General features: G+C 64.6%; 25 protein-coding genes. 9 read left to right on the top strand and 16 right to left on the bottom strand.

The genetic code is table 11. The annotated features are described in order from the left end of the window. Positions 1-28: 28 nt before the first annotated feature. Together ACN9MX_RS06220 and ctrA are read left to right on the top strand one after the other, a co-directional pair. Positions 29-922 carry a LysR family transcriptional regulator gene (locus ACN9MX_RS06220; RefSeq protein ID WP_133652337.1) on the top strand — a complete coding sequence of 298 codons (894 nt, stop codon included), beginning with the start codon at positions 29-31 and terminating at the stop codon, positions 920-922. A gap of 209 nt (positions 923-1,131) precedes the next feature. Then, a complete protein-coding gene (gene ctrA, locus ACN9MX_RS06215; protein ID WP_025549663.1) occupies positions 1,132-1,839 on the top strand; it encodes a response regulator transcription factor CtrA in 708 nt (235 codons plus the stop codon). Between the two features lie 111 nt (positions 1,840-1,950). On the opposite strand, the gene ACN9MX_RS06210 is transcribed toward ctrA, so the two are convergent. The 3 genes from ACN9MX_RS06210 to ACN9MX_RS06200 form a co-directional block, all read right to left on the bottom strand. After that, positions 1,951-2,295 carry a hypothetical protein gene (locus ACN9MX_RS06210; protein WP_363734484.1) on the bottom strand — a complete coding sequence of 115 codons (345 nt, stop codon included), beginning with the start codon at positions 2,293-2,295 and terminating at the stop codon, positions 1,951-1,953. A 349-nt stretch (positions 2,296-2,644) separates the two neighbouring features. After that, positions 2,645-3,337, bottom strand: coding sequence for a hypothetical protein (locus tag ACN9MX_RS06205; protein WP_426387372.1), 693 nt, complete (start codon positions 3,335-3,337; stop codon positions 2,645-2,647). A gap of 100 nt (positions 3,338-3,437) precedes the next feature. Next, on the bottom strand, positions 3,438-4,688 hold the full coding sequence (locus ACN9MX_RS06200; protein WP_426387371.1) for a S8 family serine peptidase: 1,251 nt from the start codon (positions 4,686-4,688) through the stop codon (positions 3,438-3,440). 163 nt (positions 4,689-4,851) lie between these two features. Here ACN9MX_RS06200 and ACN9MX_RS06195 point away from each other — a divergent pair, with 163 nt between their 5' ends. Together ACN9MX_RS06195 and ACN9MX_RS06190 are read left to right on the top strand one after the other, a co-directional pair. Continuing rightward, positions 4,852-5,340 (top strand): RNA polymerase sigma factor, encoded by a 489-nt coding sequence (locus ACN9MX_RS06195; protein WP_363734487.1) that lies wholly within the window; start codon positions 4,852-4,854, stop codon positions 5,338-5,340. Then, positions 5,337-6,035 (top strand): anti-sigma factor family protein, encoded by a 699-nt coding sequence (locus ACN9MX_RS06190; protein WP_363734488.1) that lies wholly within the window; start codon positions 5,337-5,339, stop codon positions 6,033-6,035. The genes ACN9MX_RS06195 and ACN9MX_RS06190 overlap by 4 nt, the downstream gene beginning before the upstream one ends. A gap of 19 nt (positions 6,036-6,054) precedes the next feature. Here ACN9MX_RS06190 and ACN9MX_RS06185 read toward each other — a convergent pair whose 3' ends face one another. Genes ACN9MX_RS06185 through ACN9MX_RS06165 form a run of 5 tightly spaced genes read right to left on the bottom strand, consistent with a single transcriptional unit; the run spans position 6,055 to position 9,059 of the window. Then, on the bottom strand, positions 6,055-6,819 hold the full coding sequence (locus ACN9MX_RS06185) for a metallophosphoesterase (RefSeq protein WP_426387370.1): 765 nt from the start codon (positions 6,817-6,819) through the stop codon (positions 6,055-6,057). A gap of 43 nt (positions 6,820-6,862) precedes the next feature. Beyond that, positions 6,863-7,417 (bottom strand): dCTP deaminase, encoded by a 555-nt coding sequence (gene dcd, locus ACN9MX_RS06180; RefSeq protein WP_133652330.1) that lies wholly within the window; start codon positions 7,415-7,417, stop codon positions 6,863-6,865. Positions 7,418-7,423: 6 nt separating this feature from the next. Further along, a complete protein-coding gene (locus ACN9MX_RS06175; RefSeq protein ID WP_426387369.1) occupies positions 7,424-7,882 on the bottom strand; it encodes a cytidine deaminase in 459 nt (152 codons plus the stop codon). Then, complete coding sequence (locus ACN9MX_RS06170) at positions 7,879-8,544, bottom strand: glycoside hydrolase family 25 protein (RefSeq protein WP_426387368.1); 666 nt, start codon at positions 8,542-8,544, stop codon at positions 7,879-7,881. The genes ACN9MX_RS06175 and ACN9MX_RS06170 overlap by 4 nt, the downstream gene beginning before the upstream one ends. Positions 8,545-8,576: 32 nt before the next feature. After that, positions 8,577-9,059: a UPF0262 family protein gene (locus ACN9MX_RS06165; protein ID WP_025549400.1), complete on the bottom strand. Its 483-nt coding sequence runs from the start codon at positions 9,057-9,059 to the stop codon at positions 8,577-8,579. Positions 9,060-9,194: 135 nt separating this feature from the next. On the opposite strand from ACN9MX_RS06165, the gene ACN9MX_RS06160 reads away from it, so the two are divergent. Next, a complete protein-coding gene (locus ACN9MX_RS06160) occupies positions 9,195-10,676 on the top strand; it encodes a replicative DNA helicase (protein WP_363734492.1) in 1,482 nt (493 codons plus the stop codon). A gap of 38 nt (positions 10,677-10,714) precedes the next feature. Here the strand turns inward: ACN9MX_RS06160 and ACN9MX_RS06155 are convergent, their stop codons facing one another. The 8 genes from ACN9MX_RS06155 to ACN9MX_RS06120 form a co-directional block, all read right to left on the bottom strand. Beyond that, complete coding sequence (locus tag ACN9MX_RS06155) at positions 10,715-11,110, bottom strand: MAPEG family protein (protein ID WP_133652326.1); 396 nt, start codon at positions 11,108-11,110, stop codon at positions 10,715-10,717. A 176-nt stretch (positions 11,111-11,286) separates the two neighbouring features. Beyond that, the gene (locus ACN9MX_RS06150; protein WP_133652325.1) at positions 11,287-12,078 is read right to left on the bottom strand and encodes a phosphoadenylyl-sulfate reductase; all 792 of its coding nucleotides are present in this window, start codon (positions 12,076-12,078) and stop codon (positions 11,287-11,289) included. Further along, a complete protein-coding gene (locus ACN9MX_RS06145) occupies positions 12,071-12,511 on the bottom strand; it encodes a DUF934 domain-containing protein (protein ID WP_363734494.1) in 441 nt (146 codons plus the stop codon). Before ACN9MX_RS06145 ends, ACN9MX_RS06150 begins: the two co-directional genes overlap by 8 nt. Beyond that, on the bottom strand, positions 12,504-14,135 hold the full coding sequence (locus ACN9MX_RS06140; RefSeq protein ID WP_363755018.1) for a nitrite/sulfite reductase: 1,632 nt from the start codon (positions 14,133-14,135) through the stop codon (positions 12,504-12,506). The genes ACN9MX_RS06145 and ACN9MX_RS06140 overlap by 8 nt, the downstream gene beginning before the upstream one ends. A gap of 3 nt (positions 14,136-14,138) precedes the next feature. After that, complete coding sequence (locus tag ACN9MX_RS06135; RefSeq protein WP_133652322.1) at positions 14,139-14,435, bottom strand: DUF2849 domain-containing protein; 297 nt, start codon at positions 14,433-14,435, stop codon at positions 14,139-14,141. Then, on the bottom strand, positions 14,432-15,220 hold the full coding sequence (gene cobA / locus ACN9MX_RS06130) for a uroporphyrinogen-III C-methyltransferase (RefSeq protein WP_426387367.1): 789 nt from the start codon (positions 15,218-15,220) through the stop codon (positions 14,432-14,434). The genes ACN9MX_RS06135 and cobA overlap by 4 nt, the downstream gene beginning before the upstream one ends. Positions 15,221-15,328: 108 nt before the next feature. Continuing rightward, entirely contained in the window at positions 15,329-16,762 is a 1,434-nt protein-coding gene (gene astD / locus ACN9MX_RS06125; RefSeq protein WP_363734497.1) for a succinylglutamate-semialdehyde dehydrogenase, read from the bottom strand. A gap of 62 nt (positions 16,763-16,824) precedes the next feature. Further along, positions 16,825-18,219 carry a protein adenylyltransferase SelO family protein gene (locus ACN9MX_RS06120; RefSeq protein ID WP_426387366.1) on the bottom strand — a complete coding sequence of 465 codons (1,395 nt, stop codon included), beginning with the start codon at positions 18,217-18,219 and terminating at the stop codon, positions 16,825-16,827. A 40-nt stretch (positions 18,220-18,259) separates the two neighbouring features. Between ACN9MX_RS06120 and ACN9MX_RS06115 the strand changes: the two genes are divergently transcribed. The 4 genes from ACN9MX_RS06115 (at position 18,260) to ACN9MX_RS06100 (ending at position 22,006) form a co-directional block, all read left to right on the top strand. After that, positions 18,260-19,129 carry an alpha/beta fold hydrolase gene (locus tag ACN9MX_RS06115; protein WP_363734499.1) on the top strand — a complete coding sequence of 290 codons (870 nt, stop codon included), beginning with the start codon at positions 18,260-18,262 and terminating at the stop codon, positions 19,127-19,129. 15 nt (positions 19,130-19,144) lie between these two features. Continuing rightward, on the top strand, positions 19,145-20,296 hold the full coding sequence (locus ACN9MX_RS06110) for a glycosyltransferase family 4 protein (RefSeq protein ID WP_426387365.1): 1,152 nt from the start codon (positions 19,145-19,147) through the stop codon (positions 20,294-20,296). Between the two features lie 94 nt (positions 20,297-20,390). Continuing rightward, entirely contained in the window at positions 20,391-21,794 is a 1,404-nt protein-coding gene (locus tag ACN9MX_RS06105) for an NAD(P)H-dependent flavin oxidoreductase (protein ID WP_426387483.1), read from the top strand. Next, the gene (locus ACN9MX_RS06100; protein WP_133652316.1) at positions 21,794-22,006 is read left to right on the top strand and encodes a DUF2093 domain-containing protein; all 213 of its coding nucleotides are present in this window, start codon (positions 21,794-21,796) and stop codon (positions 22,004-22,006) included. The genes ACN9MX_RS06105 and ACN9MX_RS06100 overlap by 1 nt, the downstream gene beginning before the upstream one ends. The last annotated feature ends 254 nt before the right edge of the window (positions 22,007-22,260 follow it).

Raw genomic sequence — 22,260 nt, 5'->3', positions numbered from 1 at the left:
AAGCAGCATTGAAACGGATTGTTTCCTTATGCGTCTTCCGGATTTCGAGGCATGGGCGATGTTCGCCGCCGTGGTCGAACATCGCAGCTTCACCGACGCCGCCAAGGCACTGAGCGTGTCCAAGGCCACCGTGTCCAAGGCCGTGACGCGCCTGGAGCAGCATCTGGACACCAGCCTGTTCAGCCGCACCAGCCGTCGCCTCGCGCTGACTGAGAGCGGCAGGCGGCTGGCCGATCATGCGGCGCGCATCCTGTCCGAGGGGCAGGCAGCGGAGGAAGCGGCCAGAGATGAAACGGCCGAACTTTCCGGCATTGTCAGGCTCGGCGCACCGATGACCTTCGGCTTGCTCCGCATCGCACCGCTGGTCGCCGAGTTCACGAAGCAGAACCCGCTGGTCGACATCGACCTCCACCTCTCCGACGCACGCATCGACCTGGTGGAAATGGGCCTGGACGCCACCATCCGCATCGCCGACATGCCCGACAGTTCGCTTCGGGCCCGACGCCTGGCCGATGTCGAACTGCATGTGGTGGCGTCGCCCGCCTATCTGGCGGAACGGGGACGCCCCGCCCATCCGTCCGACCTGGGCAGCCATGATTGCCTCTGCTATTCCAACACGCCGACGCCTGAGGTCTGGCGCTTTTCGGGGCCGGGCCAGCAGAATGTCGTGGTGCAGGTACGCGCCCGCCTGACCGTCAACAGCGGCGAGGCGATGCTGCCGGCCCTGCGTGCCGGGGTCGGCATTGCCCGTCTGCCCGACTTCATCGTCGGGCAAGCGCTGGCCGCTGGTGAACTGGAAGAACTGTTGGTGGACTGGCGGCCGCCGCCGATCGGCATCCATCTGGTGACACCGCCGTCGCGGTTGCGGCCCGCGCGGGTCGATGCGGTGCTGGATTTCCTCACCCGCCATCATGGCTGCTGAGCTCTCGTTTCGAAGACGAATCCATATTGACTCCATCTGAATCATTTCGTGTTCAAAACGTTGAAAACAGATTCAAAATAGCACGACTCGTGGAATTCTGCCGGTTAGCGAAAAATTAACCTTTGTCCTTCAGAAGTTTTTTGGTTAATGAATTGGAGCGGTCGTCGTTCTCTGGGGGTGAACGGAACCGCTACGCAAAGGGGCTTCACATGCGCGTGCTGCTAATCGAAGACGAACCGACGACGGCCAAGGCGATCGAGCTGATGCTCACCACCGAGGGGTTCAACGTCTACACGACCGACCTGGGCGAAGAAGGTCTCGACCTCGGCAAGCTCTACGACTACGACATCATCTGCCTCGACCTGAACCTGCCGGACATGCACGGCTATGACGTGCTCAAGAAGCTCCGTGCGGCGAAGGTGCAGACGCCCGTGCTGATCCTGTCCGGCGTGGCGGAAATGGACAGCAAGGTTCGCTCCTTCGGCTTCGGCGCCGACGATTATGTGACGAAGCCCTTCCATCGCGAGGAACTGATCGCCCGCATCCATGCGGTGGTCCGTCGGTCCAAGGGGCATTCGCAGTCGGTTATCCGCACCGGCAAGCTGGCGGTGAACCTGGACGCCAAGACCGTGGAAGTGGACGGTAACCGCGTCCACCTGACCGGCAAGGAATATGCGATGCTGGAGCTGCTCTCGCTCCGCAAGGGCACGACGCTGACCAAGGAAATGTTCCTGAACCACCTTTATGGCGGCATGGACGAACCCGAACTCAAGATCATCGACGTCTTCATCTGCAAGCTGCGTAAGAAACTGGCGCTGGCCTGCGGCGGGGAAAATTACATCGAGACCGTATGGGGCCGCGGCTATGTGCTGCGCGATCCCGACGAAGCCGAGGAATTCGCGACCAAGGTCGCCTGATCGTACCATAGCGACGGAAGAAAAGGCTGCCGGTTCCAGTGGGATCGGCGGCCTTCTTCATTCATGTGTTCTGCGACGGGCAGAACCTGACGGCTCCGGAAAGATGCGAAATCATCGCCACTTATTATCGGTGTCCGGCCCCTGTGCACGCGTCCGAAAGCCAGGCCGTTTCGTTTCGATCGAGGGACGGAATGCGTCAGGCACATGATATCCTTCGGTCGGCCGATCGATAGTGACGCGGTTTCTGACCGCCTCCGGATTGATCTCGGCCGTCAATTGCACGCCAAAGCTCTGCCCCTTGCGCCACGCGATCCGACCATGGGCAGGCCGGCAGTCGGGCAGGAGGATGACCACGCTCTCTCCCACGGCGAGTTCGCGGTCGCACCGCCCGCCCAGGCCCATTTCCGAAACGTCGCGGACCAATATGTCGATCTCACCATGATCTGGATGACGCATACGTGCCTTCAGCAGTCTGCGCTGGCGATCATGAAGCCGCTTGGAAGCAAAATCGGAATCCGAAACGGACATTCCGTACCGTATCTCTTCAATATGGTGCCGCGACGCACCTTTGGCGACCTTCGGTTCCGTTCGACATGGCCGAAGGAACCCTATGATGTGCAATCTAGACCTTTAGGCGCGCCATGAAAAGCGCGATCATCTTAAACCATTTATATCAAAGGCTTTTGATGCCCGGTTCAGAAAGCGTGAAGGCTGGCGATCCGGTGAGGATCGCCAGCCTTCGATCAGGCGGGGAGGCGGCAATAGGGCTGAAAGCCGGGCGGGGACATGCCGCCTCCGGGCGAGGTCAGTTGGCCGCCTGATCCGAGTTTGTCGAACTGCCTGAACCGGATGCCTGTCCGCTGCCCGACAGCTGCCCAGAAGCATCAACGGATGCCAGGCCGTTTGCGCTGTTCGCCGCGCCGCTGGCGGCGCCCGCAACGCTGCCCGCGGCATTGCCGGCTACAGTACGGGTGTCATTCGCGGCATTGGCGGCGCGGTCGCGCGCTGCCCCTGCGGTGGCGCTGGCACGGTCCCTGGCCTCGCCTGCGGTTGTGGCGGCGCGATCCCGCGCTGCGCCGACGGTGCTGCCGGCCTGGTCGCGCAGGCCACCCACGGCGTTGCGCACGTCGCCGGTGCCAAGCGTGTCGGCCGTCAGGCTGCCGCTTGCCGATCCGCTGGCAGAACCCGAAGCGTTGCCGCTGTGGCTCTTGCCGTGGCGGCTGACCGATCCGGAGGCAGAACCGTTGCCGCTGCCATGGCCGGAACCGCTGGCGCCGACGCGGCCATTCTCCAGGTCGATGCTGCGGTCGAGGCCAACGCCGCCCGAACCGCTCAGCGTACCGCCCAGCGATCCGCCCACGCCGCCCATGCCGCCCAGCGCGCCACCCAGGCCGCCGCCGAGCATGCCGCCGCCACCGCCACCCAGCAACTGGGCAGAGGCGGGCGCGGCGGTGAGAGCAGCGAGAGCGGCGGTAGCAATCAGGAATTGGACTTTCATCGATCGTCTCCTTGTTCGTTGTCGATCCGATGACAGGACAACGGAAGGGCGATCCGCTTTAATCCCCGAATGTCATAAAAATTTTTCAAATATTTGAAAATCAATCATTATTTCTGCAATTGCCGCAAATGACGCTGAGCCCGGCATTGCGCTTTGCTTCCGCGCGCAAGGCCTGCACGCTGCCAGCAGCGAACAGCCGCCCCGCCACCAGCGGCGCCGCGAAGGACGTGCCGCGAACCTTGCCCTTGCCGCCATCGACCCGCGCTGCATTCATATCGGCCCCCGGCGCTGCGAAGTCGACGTGACGCGCTCGCCCGGCCTCGGGCAGGACCCGGCCGCGCCCGTCTATGCCGGTGACGGCGACTACCCCGGCATAGGAGGCGGGATAGGCCGGAGGGGCGGCCGGACCGTCATTGCCCACCGCCGCGACAATGGACAGGCCGTGTTCCCGTGCCAGTCGGATCGCGCCGGCAAGCAGTGGATTGTCCGGCCCCACCAGGCTGACTGTCACCACTTCGGTCCCGCGCGCCACCATCCAGCCCAGCGCCCGCGCGATCGCGAAGGCGCTGCCGCCCGCCGGATCATCGCCATAGACATCCGCCACCAGCAGCGGCGCGCCAGGCGCCGCACCCCTGATGCTGCCTGTCCCGCTGATCAGGGAGGCTACCGCTGTCCCATGTGCGCTGGCGCGAGGAGCGCCGCGGGCGAAGCCCCGCTGCTCGATCACGCCGCTCAGCGCCGGGTGGCGGGCGACGCCGCCGTCGATCAGGCCTGCCACCTTGCCACGCGCCGTCCCGCCCTCAGCCAGTGCGGCTGCGGAAATGCCGATCGAAGGCCCGCTGGGGAAATAGAGATTGTCGGCGCTGGCCTGTGCCTCCGGCGCGAGTGATCGGACCTGTTTCAACGCGCGCGACAGGCTTCGGCCCTGCGGCACGGTCAGACGCGCGATGCTGAGGTCCAGCCCTTCTATGGCCGCATTTTCCACGCCATAGCCGGCTGAACGCAGCGCCTCGACGCTTTCCGTCCGCGCTCCGGTCAGCAATATCACCCCGCGCCGCGCCGGCTGGCGCCGGTCGTCCAGTTCCACCTCATCCGCATGCCGCCGCAGCAGATCGTCGATTCGCGCCGCCCGCGCCGCTACCAGCCGGTCGGCCAGCCGCGCGGGCGACAATTGGTCGAGCCCAGCCTGATCCAGCGCGCCGTCCACCCGGTCCAGCACTTGCGGCACGATGCCGCCCACTGGTCCGCTGACCTGACCCAGGGTGCCGCCGGTCGCGGGTAACAACTGCGCCTGCGCGCCCGGTGCGGTCAGCAGCAGGCCTGCGACGATCCATGGACGCGTGAATTTCATCTCGACCTCTCTACCACCGACCTTTTCACAATCGGACTGCTTTACGGTCCTTTCGCTCTCAAAATGATTCATCGCGAAAAAATTTCCGATACAAGTTCCGTGTTCAGGGATGAAACGTGCGGCGATGGTCGTTTCATCCTTCAGGAAGCTGAATGGAGACCGGATGTCGTTCGAAAGCGATCTGTTGGCGATCCTGCCCCGGCTGCGCCGCTTTGCCGCCAGCCTGTCGCGGGACCGCGCCGATGCGGACGATCTTTGCCAGGCGGCGTTGGAAAAGGCGCTCCGGGCACGCGATCAATGGCAGCCGGGGACAAGACTGGATAGCTGGATGTATCGGATCATGCGCAATCTCTGGATCGATGAGGGCCGCTCCCGGCAGCGCGCCGCCCGCACCTTCGCGCCGGAGGAGGCCGGCGAGCATGTCGGCCATGCGGGCGACCGGGATGTGGAGGCGCATGTCATGCTGTCCGACGTCGACCGCGCCATGCACAGCCTGCCCGAGGAGCAGCGGGAGGCGATCGCGCTCGTACTGGTGGAGGGGCTGTCCTACAAGGAGGCGGCGGAGGTGCTGGACATTCCGATGGGCACGTTGACGTCGCGGCTGGTACGCGGGCGCGGCGCGCTCATCGAACTGCTGGGGGAAGCGGCATGACGGATATCGACGAAACCATGCTGATCGCCCTGGTGGATGGCGAACTGGACGAGGTGAGCCGGCGGCGCATCGAGCGTGCGGTGGCGGAAGACCCGGCTTTGGCGGCCCGGCTGGATATGCATGTCCGCCTGCGGGAGCGGTTGGCGGATCATTATGCGCCGATCGAGGCCGAGCCTGTGCCGGCTGCGATGCGGGCCTTGTTGCAGGCGGAGGCGAAGGTCGTCCCCCTCGCTCGTCCGGTAGCGGCGCGGCGGCACGCCTGGATGACGGGCGGCGCGATTGCTGCGAGCCTGTTGCTGGGTCTTGGCATCGGACATTTTTCCGGCGGCGGCGGCGACAGTCCGGTCGCGGTGGAGCAGGGCACCATGGTCGCGCAGGGCGAACTGGCATCAGCGCTTGAAACCCAACTGGCTTCCGCTCAGGACAGCGTGCCGATTCGCATCGGCCTCAGCTTCCGGCGCAAGGGCGGCGGCTGGTGCCGCAGCTTCGAAGGGCAGGCCATTTCGGGCGTCGCCTGTCGCCAGGAGCAGGGCTGGCAAGTGCAACAGCTTGTGCCGGGTTCGGGGCAGGAGACTGCCTATCGGCAAGCGTCTTCGGGCGATGCGCGCCTCATGGCGACTGTCGATGCCCTGATGGATGGCTCCCCCCTCGATGCCGCGCAGGAGAAAGCGGCCAAGGCCAGGCGCTGGCAATAGGACAGGCCGGGAAAGCTGGTCAGGCCCCGGTCTGCAGAAACCAGCGCCTGTCCTCTTCCAGCCCGATGGCGGTCAACAGGCCGCTGCGGAAGGCGCCGGTGTCGATGCCGATCCGGTTGGGCTGCACGTCCACATCGTCGCTGATGCTGTGGCCATGAACGATCATCTTGCCGAAATGGTGGCGATGGTTCAGGAAATCGCCCCTGATCCATCGCAGATCGGCGGCAATCTGCGCGTCGAGGGCGATCCGCGGCCGAACCCCGGCATGTACGAAGAGATAGTCGCCAAGCGGCAGCATATCGGGGAAAGCGTCGAGAAAATCGACATGATCGCGTGGGACATGCGCCAGCATCCATTGCGCGATCGCCTCGTCGTCCATCCCGGCGCTCTGCCCGGGCTCCAGGCCGTAGCTTGCCAGCGTCTCCACCCCGCCATAACGACGGAAGAGGGCGGCGGCCCGCACATTTCCGCGCGCCGCCGCCACGAACATTTCCTCATGATTGCCCTTGAGGAAATGGACGTCCTCGCCCGCATGCGCCAGGTTCATCGCCCGTTCGACCACTTGCCGCGACTGCGGTCCTCGGTCGACCAGATCGCCCAACAGGATCAGCAGCCGGGGCAAAGGGCGTCTGTCCGCTTCGTCCAGCGCGATCCTGTCGAGCAATTGGGCAAAAAGGTCGTCGCGGCCGTGAACGTCACCTATGGCATAGACGCGCCTGTCCGGGCCCACGCTGGGGGAGGGCGCGTCGTCTGGCGCCTTCCGCCTGCGGAAGGGGATCAGCATGGCGGGCCTGCCTCACACATCATGCCGCCAATGTCGCACAGCGTTACAGGCGCGGCAATGTCACGCCCTGCTGCCCCATATATTTGCCCGCCCGGTCGGCATAGCTGGTCTCGCACGGTTCGTTGCCCTTGAGGAACAGGAACTGGCACGCGCCCTCATTGGCGTAGATCTTGGCGGGAAGCGGCGTCGTGTTGGAAAATTCCAGCGTGACATGCCCTTCCCAGCCGGGTTCCAGCGGTGTCACGTTCACGATGATGCCGCACCGCGCATAGGTGGATTTGCCAAGGCAGATCACCAGCACGTCGCGGGGCACGCGAAAATATTCGACCGTGCGGGCCAGCGCGAAGCTGTTCGGAGGGATGATGCAGACATCGGTCTTGCGGTCGACGAAGCTGTTGGCGGCGAAATCCTTGGGATCGACCACGGCGCTGTCGACATTGGTGAAGATCTTGAACTCGTCCGCCACCCGCGCATCATAGCCGTAGGAGGAAAGGCCATAGCTGATGCAGCCGTCGCGTCGCTGGCTCTCCACGAACGGCTCGATCATGGCGTTGTTTTGCGCCTGTTCGCGAATCCACTTATCCGACAATATCGACATGGCTGTTCAGCTCTTTCCGGGGGTGATGCCCAAATCGGCAGGACCGAAGGCAAGGGGCAGGAGTTCGGCGACGCGATGTTCGACCAGCGCGTCTCCTTCCGGTGCAGCGCAATAGATGGCGAGCGTCCGCCCGGCCATCTGCTCGGCTTCATTCATGACCTGGCGGCATCGGCCGCAGGGGGTGACGATGGCCTCGCCCGATGCGGTGCCGTCCGCGCCCATGGCGCCGCCCACGACCGCGATCGCCTCGACATCGGCAAGGCGGCCCTGGGCATTCGCCGCCGCCAGCGCCACCGTTTCGGCGCATAGTGACAGGCCGTAACTCGCATTCTCGAAATTGCAGCCGGTCACGACCTGCCCGTCGGTCAGCCGCACCGCCGCGCCGACGGCGAAGCGACTATAGGGCGCATGCGCATGGCGCATCGCTTCCCTTGCCGCCTCGATCAGCTTTTCCGTCGCATTCATCGCGCCATCACATCCCATCGCACCGGACCGTCGATGCCGTCGATATGCCGCATATCATTGGCTGTCCACATCACCCATCTGCGCTTCCCGCTATCGGGCGCGAAGAAATTGCGGTCCAGCCACAAAGTCCGGTTGATCCCCGATGCAATGGCATATCGGGCATCGAAATCGTCGCTGACATTCAGCAGGACCGGCGTGCCCGCATGACTTTCGATCAGGTTGATGAGCGTGTTCAGTTCAGAAAGCACCGCATCCTGCCCCGGCCAGGCGTGGCAGCCCGGCTCGAACGCCAGCCTGATGACCGGCGGCAGGGCGGCATTGTCGCGCGGCACCATGGCCATGAAGCCGGTGGCCTGTTCCGAGGCACTGGCGCAGAGGCTGAAATCGAGCGCAGCGCCATAGCGCATCCCTGCCGCGCGCGCGGCGGCCCAGTTCGCCTCGAACGCCGGATCGCGAAAGCGCCCGCCGCGCGAGGCGCGGATATAGGCGAAATCGGTTCCCTGCGCCGCCAGCGTGCCCCAGTCGATCGAGCCATTGTCCGATGATACCGACACGCCCTGCGTCGGGAACGCCTCCCGATCGGGGGCCCATTCGCGCGCGTAGAGCCATCCGCCCAGCGCCATCAGGCCCAGGACGGCAAGAAGCAGGCAGAAACGAGCCATGAAATGGCCGGCGCTGATGATACGGATGCCCCTTACCCCTTGATATGCAGGACGCAGATCAGCGTGAACAGGCGACGGGCCGTGTCGAAGTCGACCTTGATCTTGCCGTCCAGCCGCTCGATCAGTGTCTCGGCGGCAGCATTGTGGATGCCCCGGCGTGCCATGTCCACCGTTTCGATCTGCTGCGGTGAAGCATTGCTGATCGCCTGGTAATAGCTGTCGCAGATCGCGAAATAATCGCGGATCGGGCGGCGGAACCGCCCAAGGCTCAGGATGATCGCCTCCAGCGGGTCGCCATTTTCACGGCGTATCTCTATGACCAGCCGGCCTTCCTCGACGCGCAGATGCACCTTGTAGGGGCCGGCATAGCCGTCCTCATGGCTGCGCTGCGGCTCGAAATAATTATCCTCCAGCAGGTCGAAGATGGCGATGCGCCGCTCCTGCTCCACATCGGCATTGCGCCAGAGGATCGTCCGCTCGTCGAGCGTGATATCGATGATGCGCGGATCGGCCATGAACGCTATGGTCAGTGCGGCGGAGCACAGGGAAATGCAACCGGGAAAAGCAGGGCGCCGGGTTGTCCACAGCTTTTCCCAATCGTTTCAATGTCGGACCTTGCGCGCCGCCGTCAGCGAAGCGATGAGGGGGCAATGGTCGAACTCGTGCAAATCAACCCCGCCGCAGAAACCGGCATCACCGAACTCCCGCGCAACGTCGAGGCGGAGGCCGCGCTGCTGGGCGCGCTCATGATCGACAACCGCATTGCCGAGGATGTGCAGCTCAAGCTGAAGCCAGAGCATTTTTTCGAGCCCTTGCACGGCCGCATCTACGAAGCGGTGATGCGGCTGGTCGAACGCGACATGGTCGCCAACCCCGTGACGCTGAAACCGATGCTGGAGCAGGATCCGGCGCTCAAGGAACTGGGCGGTGTCGGCTATCTGGCGCAATTGACGGGCAATGGCGCCGCGTTGCTGGGTGCGCGCGACTTCGCGGCGCAGATCTATGACCTCGCCCTGCTGCGCCAACTTGTCCATGTCGGGCGCGAACTGGTTGAAAGCGCTCTCGACACCAGCGAGGACGTGAATCCACGCGAACAGATCGAGCAGGCTGAGGTCGCCCTTTACAAGGTTTCCGAAGGGGAGGGGGAAACCGGCTCGGTCAAGAGCTTCGCCACCGCCACGACCATGGCGGTCCAGATCGCGGAGCGGGCGCTCAACAGTGGCGGGCATGTGTCCGGCATCACCACCGGCATCAACAGCCTGAACGAAAAGATCGGCGGCATGCACAATTCGGATCTCATGATCCTTGCGGGTCGTCCGGGCATGGGCAAGACATCGCTGGCGACCAATATCGCCTATAATGCCGCCTCGCGCTGGCTGCGCGACAATGCGGACGGCATTTCGCCGGAAAAGAATATGGGCGCGAAGACCGCCTTTTTCAGCCTGGAAATGTCCGCCGACCAGCTCGCCACGCGCGTGCTGGCGGAACAGTCGGGGATCAGCGGCGAAGCGCTGCGCATGGGCAAGATCAGCCGGTCAGACTTCCAGAATCTTTCGCGGGCAGCGCGCGAGTTGCAGGAATTGCCGCTGTTCATCGACGACACGCCTGGCCTGACCATCGCCGCGCTGCGCACGCGCGCCCGCCGTTTGAAGCGGCGGCATGACATTGGTTTCGTCGTGGTCGACTATCTCCAACTGCTCCAGGGCACGGGTAAGGGCGACAATCGCGTCAACGAAATTTCGGAAATTTCCCGCGGCCTCAAAACCTTGGCCAAGGAACTCAACTGCCCGGTTCTGGCGCTGTCCCAGCTCAGCCGCGCCGTCGAACAGCGCGAGGACAAACGGCCCCAATTGTCCGACCTTCGCGAATCAGGCTCCATCGAACAGGACGCGGACATGGTCTGGTTCGTGTTCCGCGAGGATTATTATGTCGCCGCGAAGGAGCCGGGGAACAAGGAGAGTTCCGAGCATCTGGAATGGGCGCAGGAGATGGAGCGCATCTACGGCCTTGCCGAAGTGATCATCGCCAAGCAGCGCCATGGCTCGACCGGGCGCATCCGCATGAAGTTCGATGCGAAGATCACCCGCTTCTCCGATCTGGCGGAGGGCAGCTACATGGACGATTATGAATAGCGGCGCGATGTGCAGGAAAATGGGCGCAGGAAAATGGTTCAGCCCGAAACGAAGGCCTGAAAGACCAGCGCGAGCCCGATCATGCTGACCAGATAGGCGATCGTCCGCACCACGGGCACGCCCATGCCGTAGAGCGGGAGATACACGGCCCGCGCACCCAGCCAGAGCCAGCCGCCGATCGCCGTCATCCCGCTGGTTTTCCCCGCGATCACCACGCCGATCAGGGTGATGATCGCGATGGGATAGGTTTCCAGGAAATTCGCCTGCGCCCGCACCAGCCGCCCACCGACGGGATCGAGCGGCGGCAATTCCTCATCCCGCGCACCCATATTCCACTTGGTGCCATATTGCCGCGTCTTGATATGCGCCGCCGCGAAGATGTGGACCAGCAGCAGCACGCAACTCCACGCCAATATCTTCAGCTCGACGGCCATATCCTGTCCTCCGCTCGGTCTGTCATGAACGGCGACCATATCGCGCCTGAAGGGCTCGCGCCATCAGTCTCCGTTCCGGCATAAGACGATGGCTCGCTCCGGGGCCGGCTCCGGGGTTGCTGCCCGGCTGTCAGGTCAACCGGGCATGCGCGTCGCGGGCAGGATGTCCTTTTCGGTCAGAACACCGGCTGGTTGGCCGGATCGTCCGGATCGGCGATGGGGGAGGGGATTGGCGTCACCGGCGTGTGAATGCCGCACTCCACCTTGTCCCAACCACGCCAGCGGCCAGCGCGCGGGTCTTCGCCCGGCAGCACCTTGGACGTGCACGGTTCGCAACCGATGGACAGATAGCCTTGCGCCTCCAGCGGGTGGCGCGGCAGCTTTTCCGCCTCGAAATAGGCCTCCAGATCGTCCTTCGTCCAGTCGCCCAGCGGATTGATCTTCAGACGGCCGTCTTCGATCTCGAAACGGGGCAGGTTCTGCCGCGTCACCGACTGAAACGCCTTCCGTCCGGAAATCCAGGCATCCAGGCCATTTTTCGCGCGGCTCATCGGTTCGACCTTGCGGATCTCGCAGCAGCCATCGGGGTCGTAGGACCAGCGCAGGCCCGTCTCGTCCTTCTTCGCCAGCACGTCCGCATCCGGCACGACCGTCCGGCTGTCGGTAAAGCCCAGCGTGCTGATCAGCGTTTCGCGATAATCCAGCGTCTCGCGAAACATCTTGAGCGTGTCGACGAAGATCACCGGCACGGTCCTGTCCGCCTTCGCCACCAGCGACAGCAGAACCGCGCTTTCCGTGCCGAAGGAGGAGACGACGGCGACATTCCCCGCCAGCCCCTCGGCAAAGACGGTCCTGAGCATCGAAAGCGTGTCGACGCCACTGAAGCGCGCATTGAGCGCATCCGCATCCGCCTGGGTAAAGGCGGGGCGGGCATCGATCACGTCAAGCTTGCGGGCAGGTTCAGCCATTTGCAGTCTCCGGGTGCCGCTTCGCCCAGACTGGGCGGCGGCCGTCGATCGTCTTCTGATAGACATCGTCATAACGGCGGAGCGCGCGCTCCACGGCGGCATCGTCCAGCGCCTTGTCGGGCCGGAAGCTGTCGAAGCCGCAGCGGCGCATCGCGACAATCTGGTCCACCAGCACATCGCCCACGGCGCGCAGCTCGCCGATATAGCCGGCCTCGCGCAATATCCGCGCCGCCGAATAGCCGCGCCCGTCGCCGAACGCCGGGAAATTCACCTCCACCAGCGACAGCCTGTCCAGATGGGGCAGCAATTCGCGGGCATCCTCGCCAGCTTCGATCCGGACGGCGGTCGAATTGGACTGGCCGGTGAAGGATTCGACCGTGACGGCCGGTTCCTGGCCGACTTCGCCTTCGCGGAAGGAGAGGAACTCAACCATAGATCGCCTCCTTGAAGGGCTTCATGCCAAGACGGCGATAGGTGTCGAGGAAGCGTTCACCTTCCTCCCGCTGCGCAAGATAGATGTTGGTGACCTTCTCGATCGCGTCGACCACGCCGTCCTCCGAAAAGCCGGGTCCGGTGATCTGCCCGACGCTTGCATCCTCCGCACCCGATCCGCCGAGCGAGAGCTGGAAATTCTCCACGCCCTTCCGGTCCACGCCCAGCACGCCGATATGGCCGGCATGATGATGGCCGCAGGCATTGATGCAGCCGGAAATCTTGACCTTCAGCTCGCCCAGTTCCTTCTGCCGGTCCGCCGCGGCGAACCGTTCCGACAGCTTCTGCGCCAGTGGGATGGAGCGGGCATTGGCAAGGCTGCAATAATCCAGGCCAGGGCAGGCGATGATGTCGGTGATCAGGTCCAGATTGGCCTCCGCCAGCCCGGCCTCGTCCAGCTTCTGCCAGACGGCGTGGAGGTCCGCCTTCTTCACATGCGGCAGGACCAGGTTCTGCGCATGGGTGACGCGCAGTTCGTCGAGCGAATATTGCTCGGCCAGGTCCGCCACCAGGGCGATCTGCTCTGCCGAGGCATCGCCCGGAATGCCGCCGCGCGGCTTCAGGCTGATGTTGACGATGGCATAGCCCGGCTGCTTGTGCGCCGCGACCTGCCGGTCCACCCACAGGGCAAAGGCCGGATCGTTGCGATCGACGCTGTCGTCCAGGCCCGTTTCATAGGCGGGACCAGCGAAATAGGCGCGGATGCGGTCCAGTTCCTCGGTCGGCGGGTTGAGGCCCAGCGTCCGCATATGGGCGAATTCTTCCTCGACCTGCCGCTTATATTCCTCGACACCCAGCTCGTGGACCAGGATCTTGATCCGCGCCTTGTACTTGTTGTCGCGCCGGCCATAGCGGTTATAGACGCGCAGGCACGCCTCCAGATAGGAGACGATCTCCTCCTCGGGCACGAAATCCCTGATGAGCGGGGCAACCATCGGGGTGCGGCCCATGCCGCCGCCGGCATAGACCTCCGCACCGATCCGGCCGTCGCGCGACACCAGCTTCAGGCCGATGTCGTGCAGCCGCATGGCGGAACGGTCTTCCTCGCTTGCGATCACCGCGATCTTGAACTTGCGCGGCAGGTAGGTGAATTCGGGATGGAAGGTCGACCATTGGCGCAGCAGTTCCGCCCAGGGGCGCGGATCGGCCACCTCGTCCGCCGACACCCCGGCATATTGGTCGGAAGAGATGTTGCGGATGCAATTGCCGCTGGTCTGGATGGCATGCATCTCGACCGTCGCCAGTTCGGCAAGGATGTCCGGCGCGTCGGCCAGCTTGATCCAGTTATATTGCAGGTTCTGCCGCGTCGTGAAGTGGCCGTAGCCCCGGTCATATTTCGCCGCGATCTCTCCCAGCTTGCGCATCTGGCGGGCGCTCAGCGTGCCATAGGGAATGGCAACGCGCAGCATATAGGCGTGAAGCTGGAGATAGAGGCCGTTCATCAGCCGCAGCGGCTTGAACTGGTCCTCCGTCAGTTGCCCGGCCAGACGGCGCTGGGTCTGGTCGCGAAATTCCTCGACGCGGGCGTCGACGATGGACTGGTCGTAGCTGTCGTAACGATACATGGTTCAGATCACCCAGTTGCCGGCATCGGCGTCATTCGGTTTCAGCGTCAGGTCGGGGCGCACCGTCGGCCCCAGGGCGCGGATGCGGTCCTTGATATGCGCGGGGCGCACGCCCTCTCCGGTCACGGTCGCATCGATCACATAGGCGCCCACGACCCGCAACGCGGCTTCCTCCGCGCGGGCCAGATCCTCGCCCTTGTCGCTCACGTCGACGGAATCGCCGACCTGCCGCGACCAGCCGTCGCCCGCCCACCAGATCACGTCCCCGGTGCCGAGGTCATTGCCGGTCAAAATCTTCACTTGTCAGTCTCCGCCCCAAATGTCTCCTGCGCGGCCCAGCCGGCCAGCACATCCTGCGCCAGCGCATAGGCCGCAACCTCTCCCACCACAATCAGGGCGGGACTTTTCACCTTTTCCCGCGCCACCATCTCGCCCAGATCGGCAAGCAAGGTGCGCAGCGTCCGCATGTCGGCGCGCGTGCCGTTTTCCAGCACGGCCACGGGAATCGCCGGGGACACGCCATCGGCGATCAGCTTGTCGGCAATGTCCGCCGCCGTCGCCACGCCCATATAGATGACGAGCGTGCGCCCAGCGCCGGCCAGGCCCGACCAATCCTGATCGGTCAGCCCCTTGCATTGCCCCGCAACGAAGCTGACCGCGCTCGCCGCCGCGCGGTGGGTGAGGGGCAGCTGCGCCTGCGCGGCACAGCCGATGGCGGCGCTGATGCCCGGCACGATCTCCACCGGCACCCCGGCGGCGCGGCATGCCTCCATCTCCTCGCCGCCGCGGCCGAAGATGAAGGGGTCGCCGCCCTTCAGCCGGACGACCCGGCGCCCGGCGAGCGCCAGTTCGACCAGCAGGGCATTGATCCCGTCCTGCGGCACCGAATGACGGCTGCGCTGCTTGGCGACCGAGATCAGTTCGGCTTGCGGGGAGGCAAGCGCCAGTATCTCGGCGGAAACCAGCCCGTCATGCACGATCACCTCGGCCTCGCCGATCAACCGCGCAGCGCGCAGCGTCAGCAGTTCCGGATCGCCCGGACCAGCACCGACAAGGGTGACAGTGGCAGTGGGAGTTTCAGCCATGCTGGGCAGATGGCGAAATCGGCCCGTGGTTTCAATTCAGAATGCATTGGCCAGGGCGAAGGAAAATTTGGGAGGGGTCGATCTGACGCCGTCGCCCCGACCCGACGCTCAATCGCCCATCGTGCTGGTGTCGATGTCCTTCAGGCCGACGCCGATGGACGCGCGCGGCTGCTCGATTTCCACCGACACGACCGGATAGGCGCAATAATCCGCCGCATAATAGGCGCTGGGCCGATGGTTCCCGGAAATGCCCACCCCGCCAAAGGGCGCGGAGGAGGATGCTCCGTTGGTGGGGCGGTTCCAGTTGACGATGCCCGCCCGGATATTGGCCCAGAACTGGTTATATTGTTCCGGCGATCCCCCGATCAAAGCCGCGGACAGGCCGTAGCGGGTGTTGTTCGCCTCCCGGATCGCGGATTCGAAATCCGGGACGCGGACGACCTGCAACAAGGGGCCGAACAGTTCGATGTCGGGCCGTTCGGCCATGGCGGTCACGTCGATGATCGCTGGCGTGACGAAGGGCAGCCCCTTGGTCGTGCGGACCATATGCTTGATCGGCTTGCCGCCGTTGCTCATCAGGTAGAGGAAGCTCTCCGTCAGCTGATCGGCCGCCTGATTGTCGATCACCGGGCCCATATAGGGCGCGGGGTCGGCATGGGGATGATCGACGATCAGCCGGTCGGCCAGCTTCTTGACCTCTCCGACCAGCGTGTCGGCCAACTCGTCCTTGACGATCAGCCGGCTCGCCGCGGTGCAGCGCTGCCCGCTCGACAGGAAGGCCGACTGCACGATCAGCGTCGCGGCGCTGGGGACGTCTGCCGTATCCCAGGCGACGATCGGGTTGTTCCCGCCCATTTCCAGCGCCAGTATCTTGCCCGGATTGGCGGCGAACTGCCGGTTGATCGCAATGCCCGTCTGGGCCGACCCGGTGAAGAGGATACCACTCACATCGGGATGGGCGGCCAGCGCCTTGCCCTCATCCGGGCCACCCAGCACCAGCCGGACGGCGTCCTCCGGCACGCCGGCCTCATGGTAGAGGCGCACCAGCATTTCACCTACCGCAGGCGTCTTTTCCGATGGCTTGAAGACGACGGCATTGCCTGCCAGCAGGGCAGGGACGATGTGACCGTTGGGCAGATGCGCCGGGAAATTATAGGGGCCCAGCACCGCCATGACGCCATGGGGCTTGTGCCGCACGGACTGGCGAGCGCCCATTGCCGCCTCCAGCCGCCTTTGTCCGGTGCGTTCGGAAAAGGCGGCGACGGAGATATCGACCTTGTTCATCACCGCCGTCACTTCGGTCCGCGCATCCCACAGGGGCTTGCCGGTCTCGCGCGCGATCAGGTCTGCCAGCGCCTCTTCATTGGCGCGCACGACATTGACGAAGCGGCGCAGCGTTTCGATGCGATAGGCGATGGGCTGGGCGGCCCATCTGGGCCAGGCGGCACAGGCGCGGGCAACCTCCGTCGCCACATCGCTGGCAGTCCCCTGCCACAGAAGTTCGCCAGTGGCGGGTTCGAACGAAGTCAGCGCGGCGGACATGCTGCCGATATGGCAATTAATTCCGCTTTAGGGAAGAGCCTGGCTCCCGATAGAAGCTCCGCTCAAGGCACGCCTGGCGCCTCCCCCAAAGCATCGCCCATGCGCCGGATCGCAGCCACCTTGGCATGCAGCGGCGCCCAGTCATCATCCCTGTCGATGGCGCTCCAGATCGCCTCCACCTCATCGATATGCATGGAGCAGGGCAGCGGATCGGCCCAATAGCCATGATCCTTCGGCCCCTTTGCCTCAAATCCGGCAATGGCCTCGCGAAAAGCGGCCCATTCTTCCCCGGCATAGGGCGCGCCGTCGCGCGGATCGCCGCCGCGCCAGTCGTGGAAGAAGATGTCGATGGGCCTTTGGCTGGCGATCATGCCTCGCACGGCCGCCTCGATCATGGTGGAGGCGTCATCCGTCGGCTCCACGCCCAGCCGCCAGCAGAAGCGGCGCGCCATCGCCTCGGCATAGAGTGCCGGAAAACGCTCCAACTGCTCGACCAGCGGTTCCGCCTCCACCAGCGGACGCAGCGACACGGCAAGCTGCGCCGCGTCCCAATGGATCGCCTCCGCCTGCCGTCCGAAGGCATAGAGGCCGGCATGGTCGAAATAGGCGGCTGTGAATCCCGGCTCCCATAGCGGCGTGAACCGCCACGGGCCATAGTCGAAGCTTTCGCCCGTCACATTGATATTGTCGCTGTTCAGCACGCCATGGACGAAGCCCGCCACCATATAGCTTGCCGCCAGATCGGCCGTGCGCTCCACGACCCGGCCCAGCAATTGCGCCGGCGGATTGTCCCCTGGCACTTCGCCATACAGCTTCGTCAGCGCATAGTCGACCAGCCGCTCCAGCAGCGCCCTGTCGTCGAAATAGGCGGCGCGCTGGAATGACCCGATGCGGATATGCGAGTGGCTGAGCCGCACCATCACCGCGGCACGGGTGGGGGAGGGTTCGTCATGGCGCTCCAGCGCCTCGCCCGTCTCTATGATGGAAAATGTCTTGGAGGTGTTGACGCCCAGCGCTTCGAGCATCTCCGTCGCCAATATTTCCCGCATGCCGCCCTTCAGCGTCAGCCGTCCGTCGCCGAAGCGGCTGTAGGGCGTCCGGCCCGAACCCTTTGTGCCCAGGTCCAGCAGCCGACCCGCCCCGTCGCGCAGTTGCGCGAACAGGAAGCCGCGGCCGTCCCCGATATCGGGATTGTACACGCGGAACTGATGCCCATGATAGCGCAGCGCCAAGGGCTGGGGCAGCGATCCCTCCAAAGGCCGGAATCGCCCGAAATGCGCCAGCCATTCCTCCTCGCCCAGCTCGCCCAGGCCCACCGCATCTGCCCAGCGATCGTTGCGGAAACGCAGGATGGCCTGGGGAAAGTCGGCGGCCGCGACGGGGTCGGCGAAATCGGGCTGCAGCGCGGCGATTTCATTCGCGGGGCTGAATTTGGCGGGTTGCAGGGCAGGGCGCATGCGGCGATATGGGGGATGCAGGGTGGAAGGATCAAGCAGCTTGAGCAGCTATGGCGACGGATACTGGTGGTCCCCCGATGGGCTGAGGCTCCATTATCGCGATTATGCTGGCGGGGATGACGGTCGTCCGCCCTTGCTCTGCCTGCCCGGCCTGACGCGCAACGCCCGCGATTTCGAGCCTCTCGCCGCGCGCCTTGCCGGACAATGGCGTCTCATCTGCCCCGACATGCGCGGCCGCGCCGAAAGCGCGCAGGCGAAGGATCCGATGACCTATGTCCCGCTCACCTATCTGCAGGACATCAGCCGCCTGCTGGCGGATCTGGGCATCACCCGCTTCGTCGCCATCGGCACGTCGCTGGGCGGCATCATCACCATGCTGATTGCGGCTACCCACCGCGAGTGGCTGGCGGGCGCGCTGCTCAACGATGTCGGGCCAACGCTGGAGGAGGCGGGGCTTGCGCGTATCCGCACCCATGTCGGCATCGGCCAGTCCCATCCAAGCTGGGTTCACGCCGCCCGCGCATTGGCGGAATCCAATCGCGACATCTATCCCGGCTATGGCCTCGACCAATGGCTGGCCATGGCCAAGCGGCTCTACCGCCTGAACAGCTCGGGCCGGATCGTCCTTGACTATGACATGCGCATAGCCGAGCCGCTGCGGGTCGCCGGCAGCGAGGCGAGCGTCGACATGTGGCCGGTCATGCAGGCCTTCCGCGGAATCCCGACGCTGGTGCTGCGCGGCGAGCGCTCCGACCTGCTTTCCGCCGCCACTGCCGCCCGAATGGTGGAGGAGATCGGCCCCGGCGCGGAGTGCGCGGTCATCTCCAATGTCGGTCATGCCCCGGTCCTCGATGAGCCTGAATCCGTTGCCGCCATTGATCGGCTGCTGGAGCGGGTCCTGAATGGCTGAAGCGGCTTGAGCTGGATGGAGCGTTTCTCCGCGCGGCAGTCTCGGCAGATCGACGGCCCGCCCCGGTTGCTGCATGTCCACGGCAGCTTCTCCCTTGGCGGCAAGGAGGCGCGCGCCGTGCGCCTGATGAACCTTTGGGGTGATCGCGCCCGTCACAGCATCGTCAGCGCCGCGCCCCGATTGATGAGCGCGCGCGACGCCATCGATCCCGCAACGCCCGTCGATTTCCCGGAGGCGCCACCGCTGGCCGGCAGGCCGAGCATGGCGCGGTTCAGGGCCATTGCGGCTTTCCTTGCGGATTATGACCTTGTCCTCAGCTATAATTGGGGCGCGATGGATGCGGTGATGGCGCAGCGTATCCATGGCGGCCCGCCGCTGGTTCACCATGAGGACGGCTTCAACGCGGATGAGGCGGGCGGGCTCAAGCCTCAGCGCAACCTCTATCGCCGCCTGGCGCTTCAGCGGGCCCATGCGCTGGTCGTCCCGTCCGTCCGGCTCGACGGCATTGCGCGCGATGTGTGGCGTCAGCCGCCTCGCAAGGTCCATCTAATCCGCAACGGCATAGATACGGCACGCTATGCCCTGCCGCCCCTGCCGAACGCCATTCCAGCCCTCGACCGGACGGCCGGCAAGCTGTTGGTGGGGACGGTGGCCGGCCTGCGCCCGGTCAAGAATATCCGTCGCCTCGTCCGCGCCGTCGCGCCGCATCGCGACCGGCTTCAACTGGTTGTGGTGGGGGAGGGGCCAGAGCGCGAGGCCATATTGGCGGAAGCGAGAAATCATGGCCTGGCCGACATCTGCATGGCCGGGTTCCTGCCGGAACCCTGGCGCTTCATGGGTCTGTTCGACATCTTCGCCTTGTCTTCCGACAGCGAGCAATTTCCGATCTCGCTGGTGGAGGCGATGGCGGCGGGCCTCCCGGTCGCATCTACCGATGTGGGCGACGTCGCGACCATGGTCGCGCCCGAAAATCGCTCGTTCGTCGTTCCGAACGAAACGGCCCTGTCCTCCGCGCTCGGCACGCTCGCCGACGATGCCGACCTGCGGCAACGGCTTGGCGAGGCGAATTGCCACCGCGCCCGGCGCGATTTCGCCGAAACAGCGATGGTGGATGCCTATGCCGCCCTTTATGGCCAGGCACTATCCAGCCCCCATATTTTGCGGTAGGGCGCGCCCAACTATTCGTCATCTGACCGTAAAGCTGCTATAGGGCGGCGTTCATGTGGTCGGGGGCCACGGGATTTTTGCGCGGGAGATTGCGTTGTTCAAGGGGTTGAAGCCCATCGTTTACGGCGGCCGGGAAGTCTGGCCCTTGGTAGAAGGCGGCAAGGGGGTGGCCGTTTCCAACCATGCCAGTTCCGGCGCCTGGGCGGCCGCCGGCGGCATCGGCACGGTGTCGGCCGTCAACGCGGACAGCTATGACAGCTTCGGCAACGTCATTCCCCAGATCTATCACGGCCGCACCCGTCGCGACCGCCATGAAGAACTGATCGCCTATGCCATAGACGGCGCGGTCGAACAGGTGAAGCGCGCCTTCGAAATCGCGGGCGGCAAGGGCGCGATCAATATCAACGTGCTGTGGGAGATGGGCGGCGCGCAGCGCGTCCTCCACGGTGTGCTGGAAAAGACGAAGGGAATGGTCGCGGGCGTGACCTGCGGCGCGGGCATGCCCTACAAGCTGTCGGAGATCGCAGCCTCCTACGGCGTCAACTATCTGCCCATCGTCAGTTCCGGCCGCGCCTTCCGCGCGCTCTGGAAGCGCGCCTATTCGAAGGCGTCGGAATGGCTGGCGGCGGTGGTCTATGAAGACCCGTGGCTGGCGGGCGGCCATAACGGCCTGTCCAACGCCGAAGATCCCAAGGTGCCACAGGATCCCTATCCTCGCGTCCGCGACCTGCGCGCCACCATGCGGGAGGGGGGCATTTCCGACGATGTGCCCATCGTGATGGCCGGCGGGGTGTGGGCGCTCAAGGATTGGAACGACTGGATCGACAATCCGGAACTGGGCGCGATCGCCTTCCAGTTCGGCACCCGGCCGCTGCTGACGCAGGAAAGCCCGATCCCGCAGGCGTGGAAGGAAAGGCTGATGCAGCTCGAACCCGGCGACGTGCTGCTCCATCGCTTCTCTCCCACCGGCTTCTACAGCTCAGCCGTGCGCAACCCCTTTCTGCGCCAGCTTGAAGCCCGTTCCGAACGGCAGATTCCGTTCAGCACCGAACAGGCGGGCGACCATACGCATCAGCTTGATGCTGGCGTGAAGGGCAAGAATTTCTGGGTGACGCGTGGCGACCTGCTGCGCGCTCGCGAATGGGTGGGGCGTGGTTTCACCTCCGCGCTCAAGACGCCGGACAACACGCTGGTCTTCGTCACCGAGGACGAAAGGGCAGAAATCCGCAAGGACCAGACCGATTGCATGGGCTGCCTCAGCCAGTGCGCCTTTTCGAGCTGGATGGATAGCGAGACCAACTCGACCGGCCGCCTGGCCGATCCGCGCAGCTTCTGCATCCAGAAGTCGCTGCAGGAGGCGGTGCATGGCGGCGACCTTGACAAGAACCTGCTCTTCGCCGGCCATGGTGCCTATAAGTTCAAGCAGGATCCCTTCTATTCCAACGGGTTCGTGCCGACCGTGAAGCAGCTTGTCGATCGCATCCTGATGGGCGACTGATGGCGGACATTCAGGGATTGGCGGTGCTGCATTACGACACGCCGCATTTTGATGTCGTGCGTCCGGGACAGTTCGTCCTTTGCGCGGTTTCGGGCGCGCGGATCGATCTGGAAGACCTCAAATATTGGAGCGCGGAGTTTCAGGAGGCCTATCGCGGGCCGGAGGAAGCAACCCGCTCCTTCCTGAAGCATCGTGGCGCGGATTTTCGCTAGGCGCCATAATCAGCCTGATTGCCGTAAACCCTGCCGCGCGGCCTCATTCCGGTTGGGCTCTGGCCCTTCAAGGCCGTGTTTTTTCCTTTTGGCGCGCTAATGGCGCAGCTTGCCGCACTTATCCTGTTCCTTTATCCGCGCTGATGGTTTATCCTCTGTGAACGAAGCGGCAAAGATCGCTCGAACAAGGAAGGATGGTAATGATGTCGCGGATCGACATTTTTGGTGATCGCATTTGTGTCGTGACGAGCCTG

This window comes from Sphingobium sp. R-21, assembly GCF_049913335.1.
Classification (GTDB): Bacteria; Pseudomonadota; Alphaproteobacteria; order Sphingomonadales; family Sphingomonadaceae; genus Sphingobium.
This window is presented reverse-complemented; position numbering and strand designations above follow the sequence as displayed.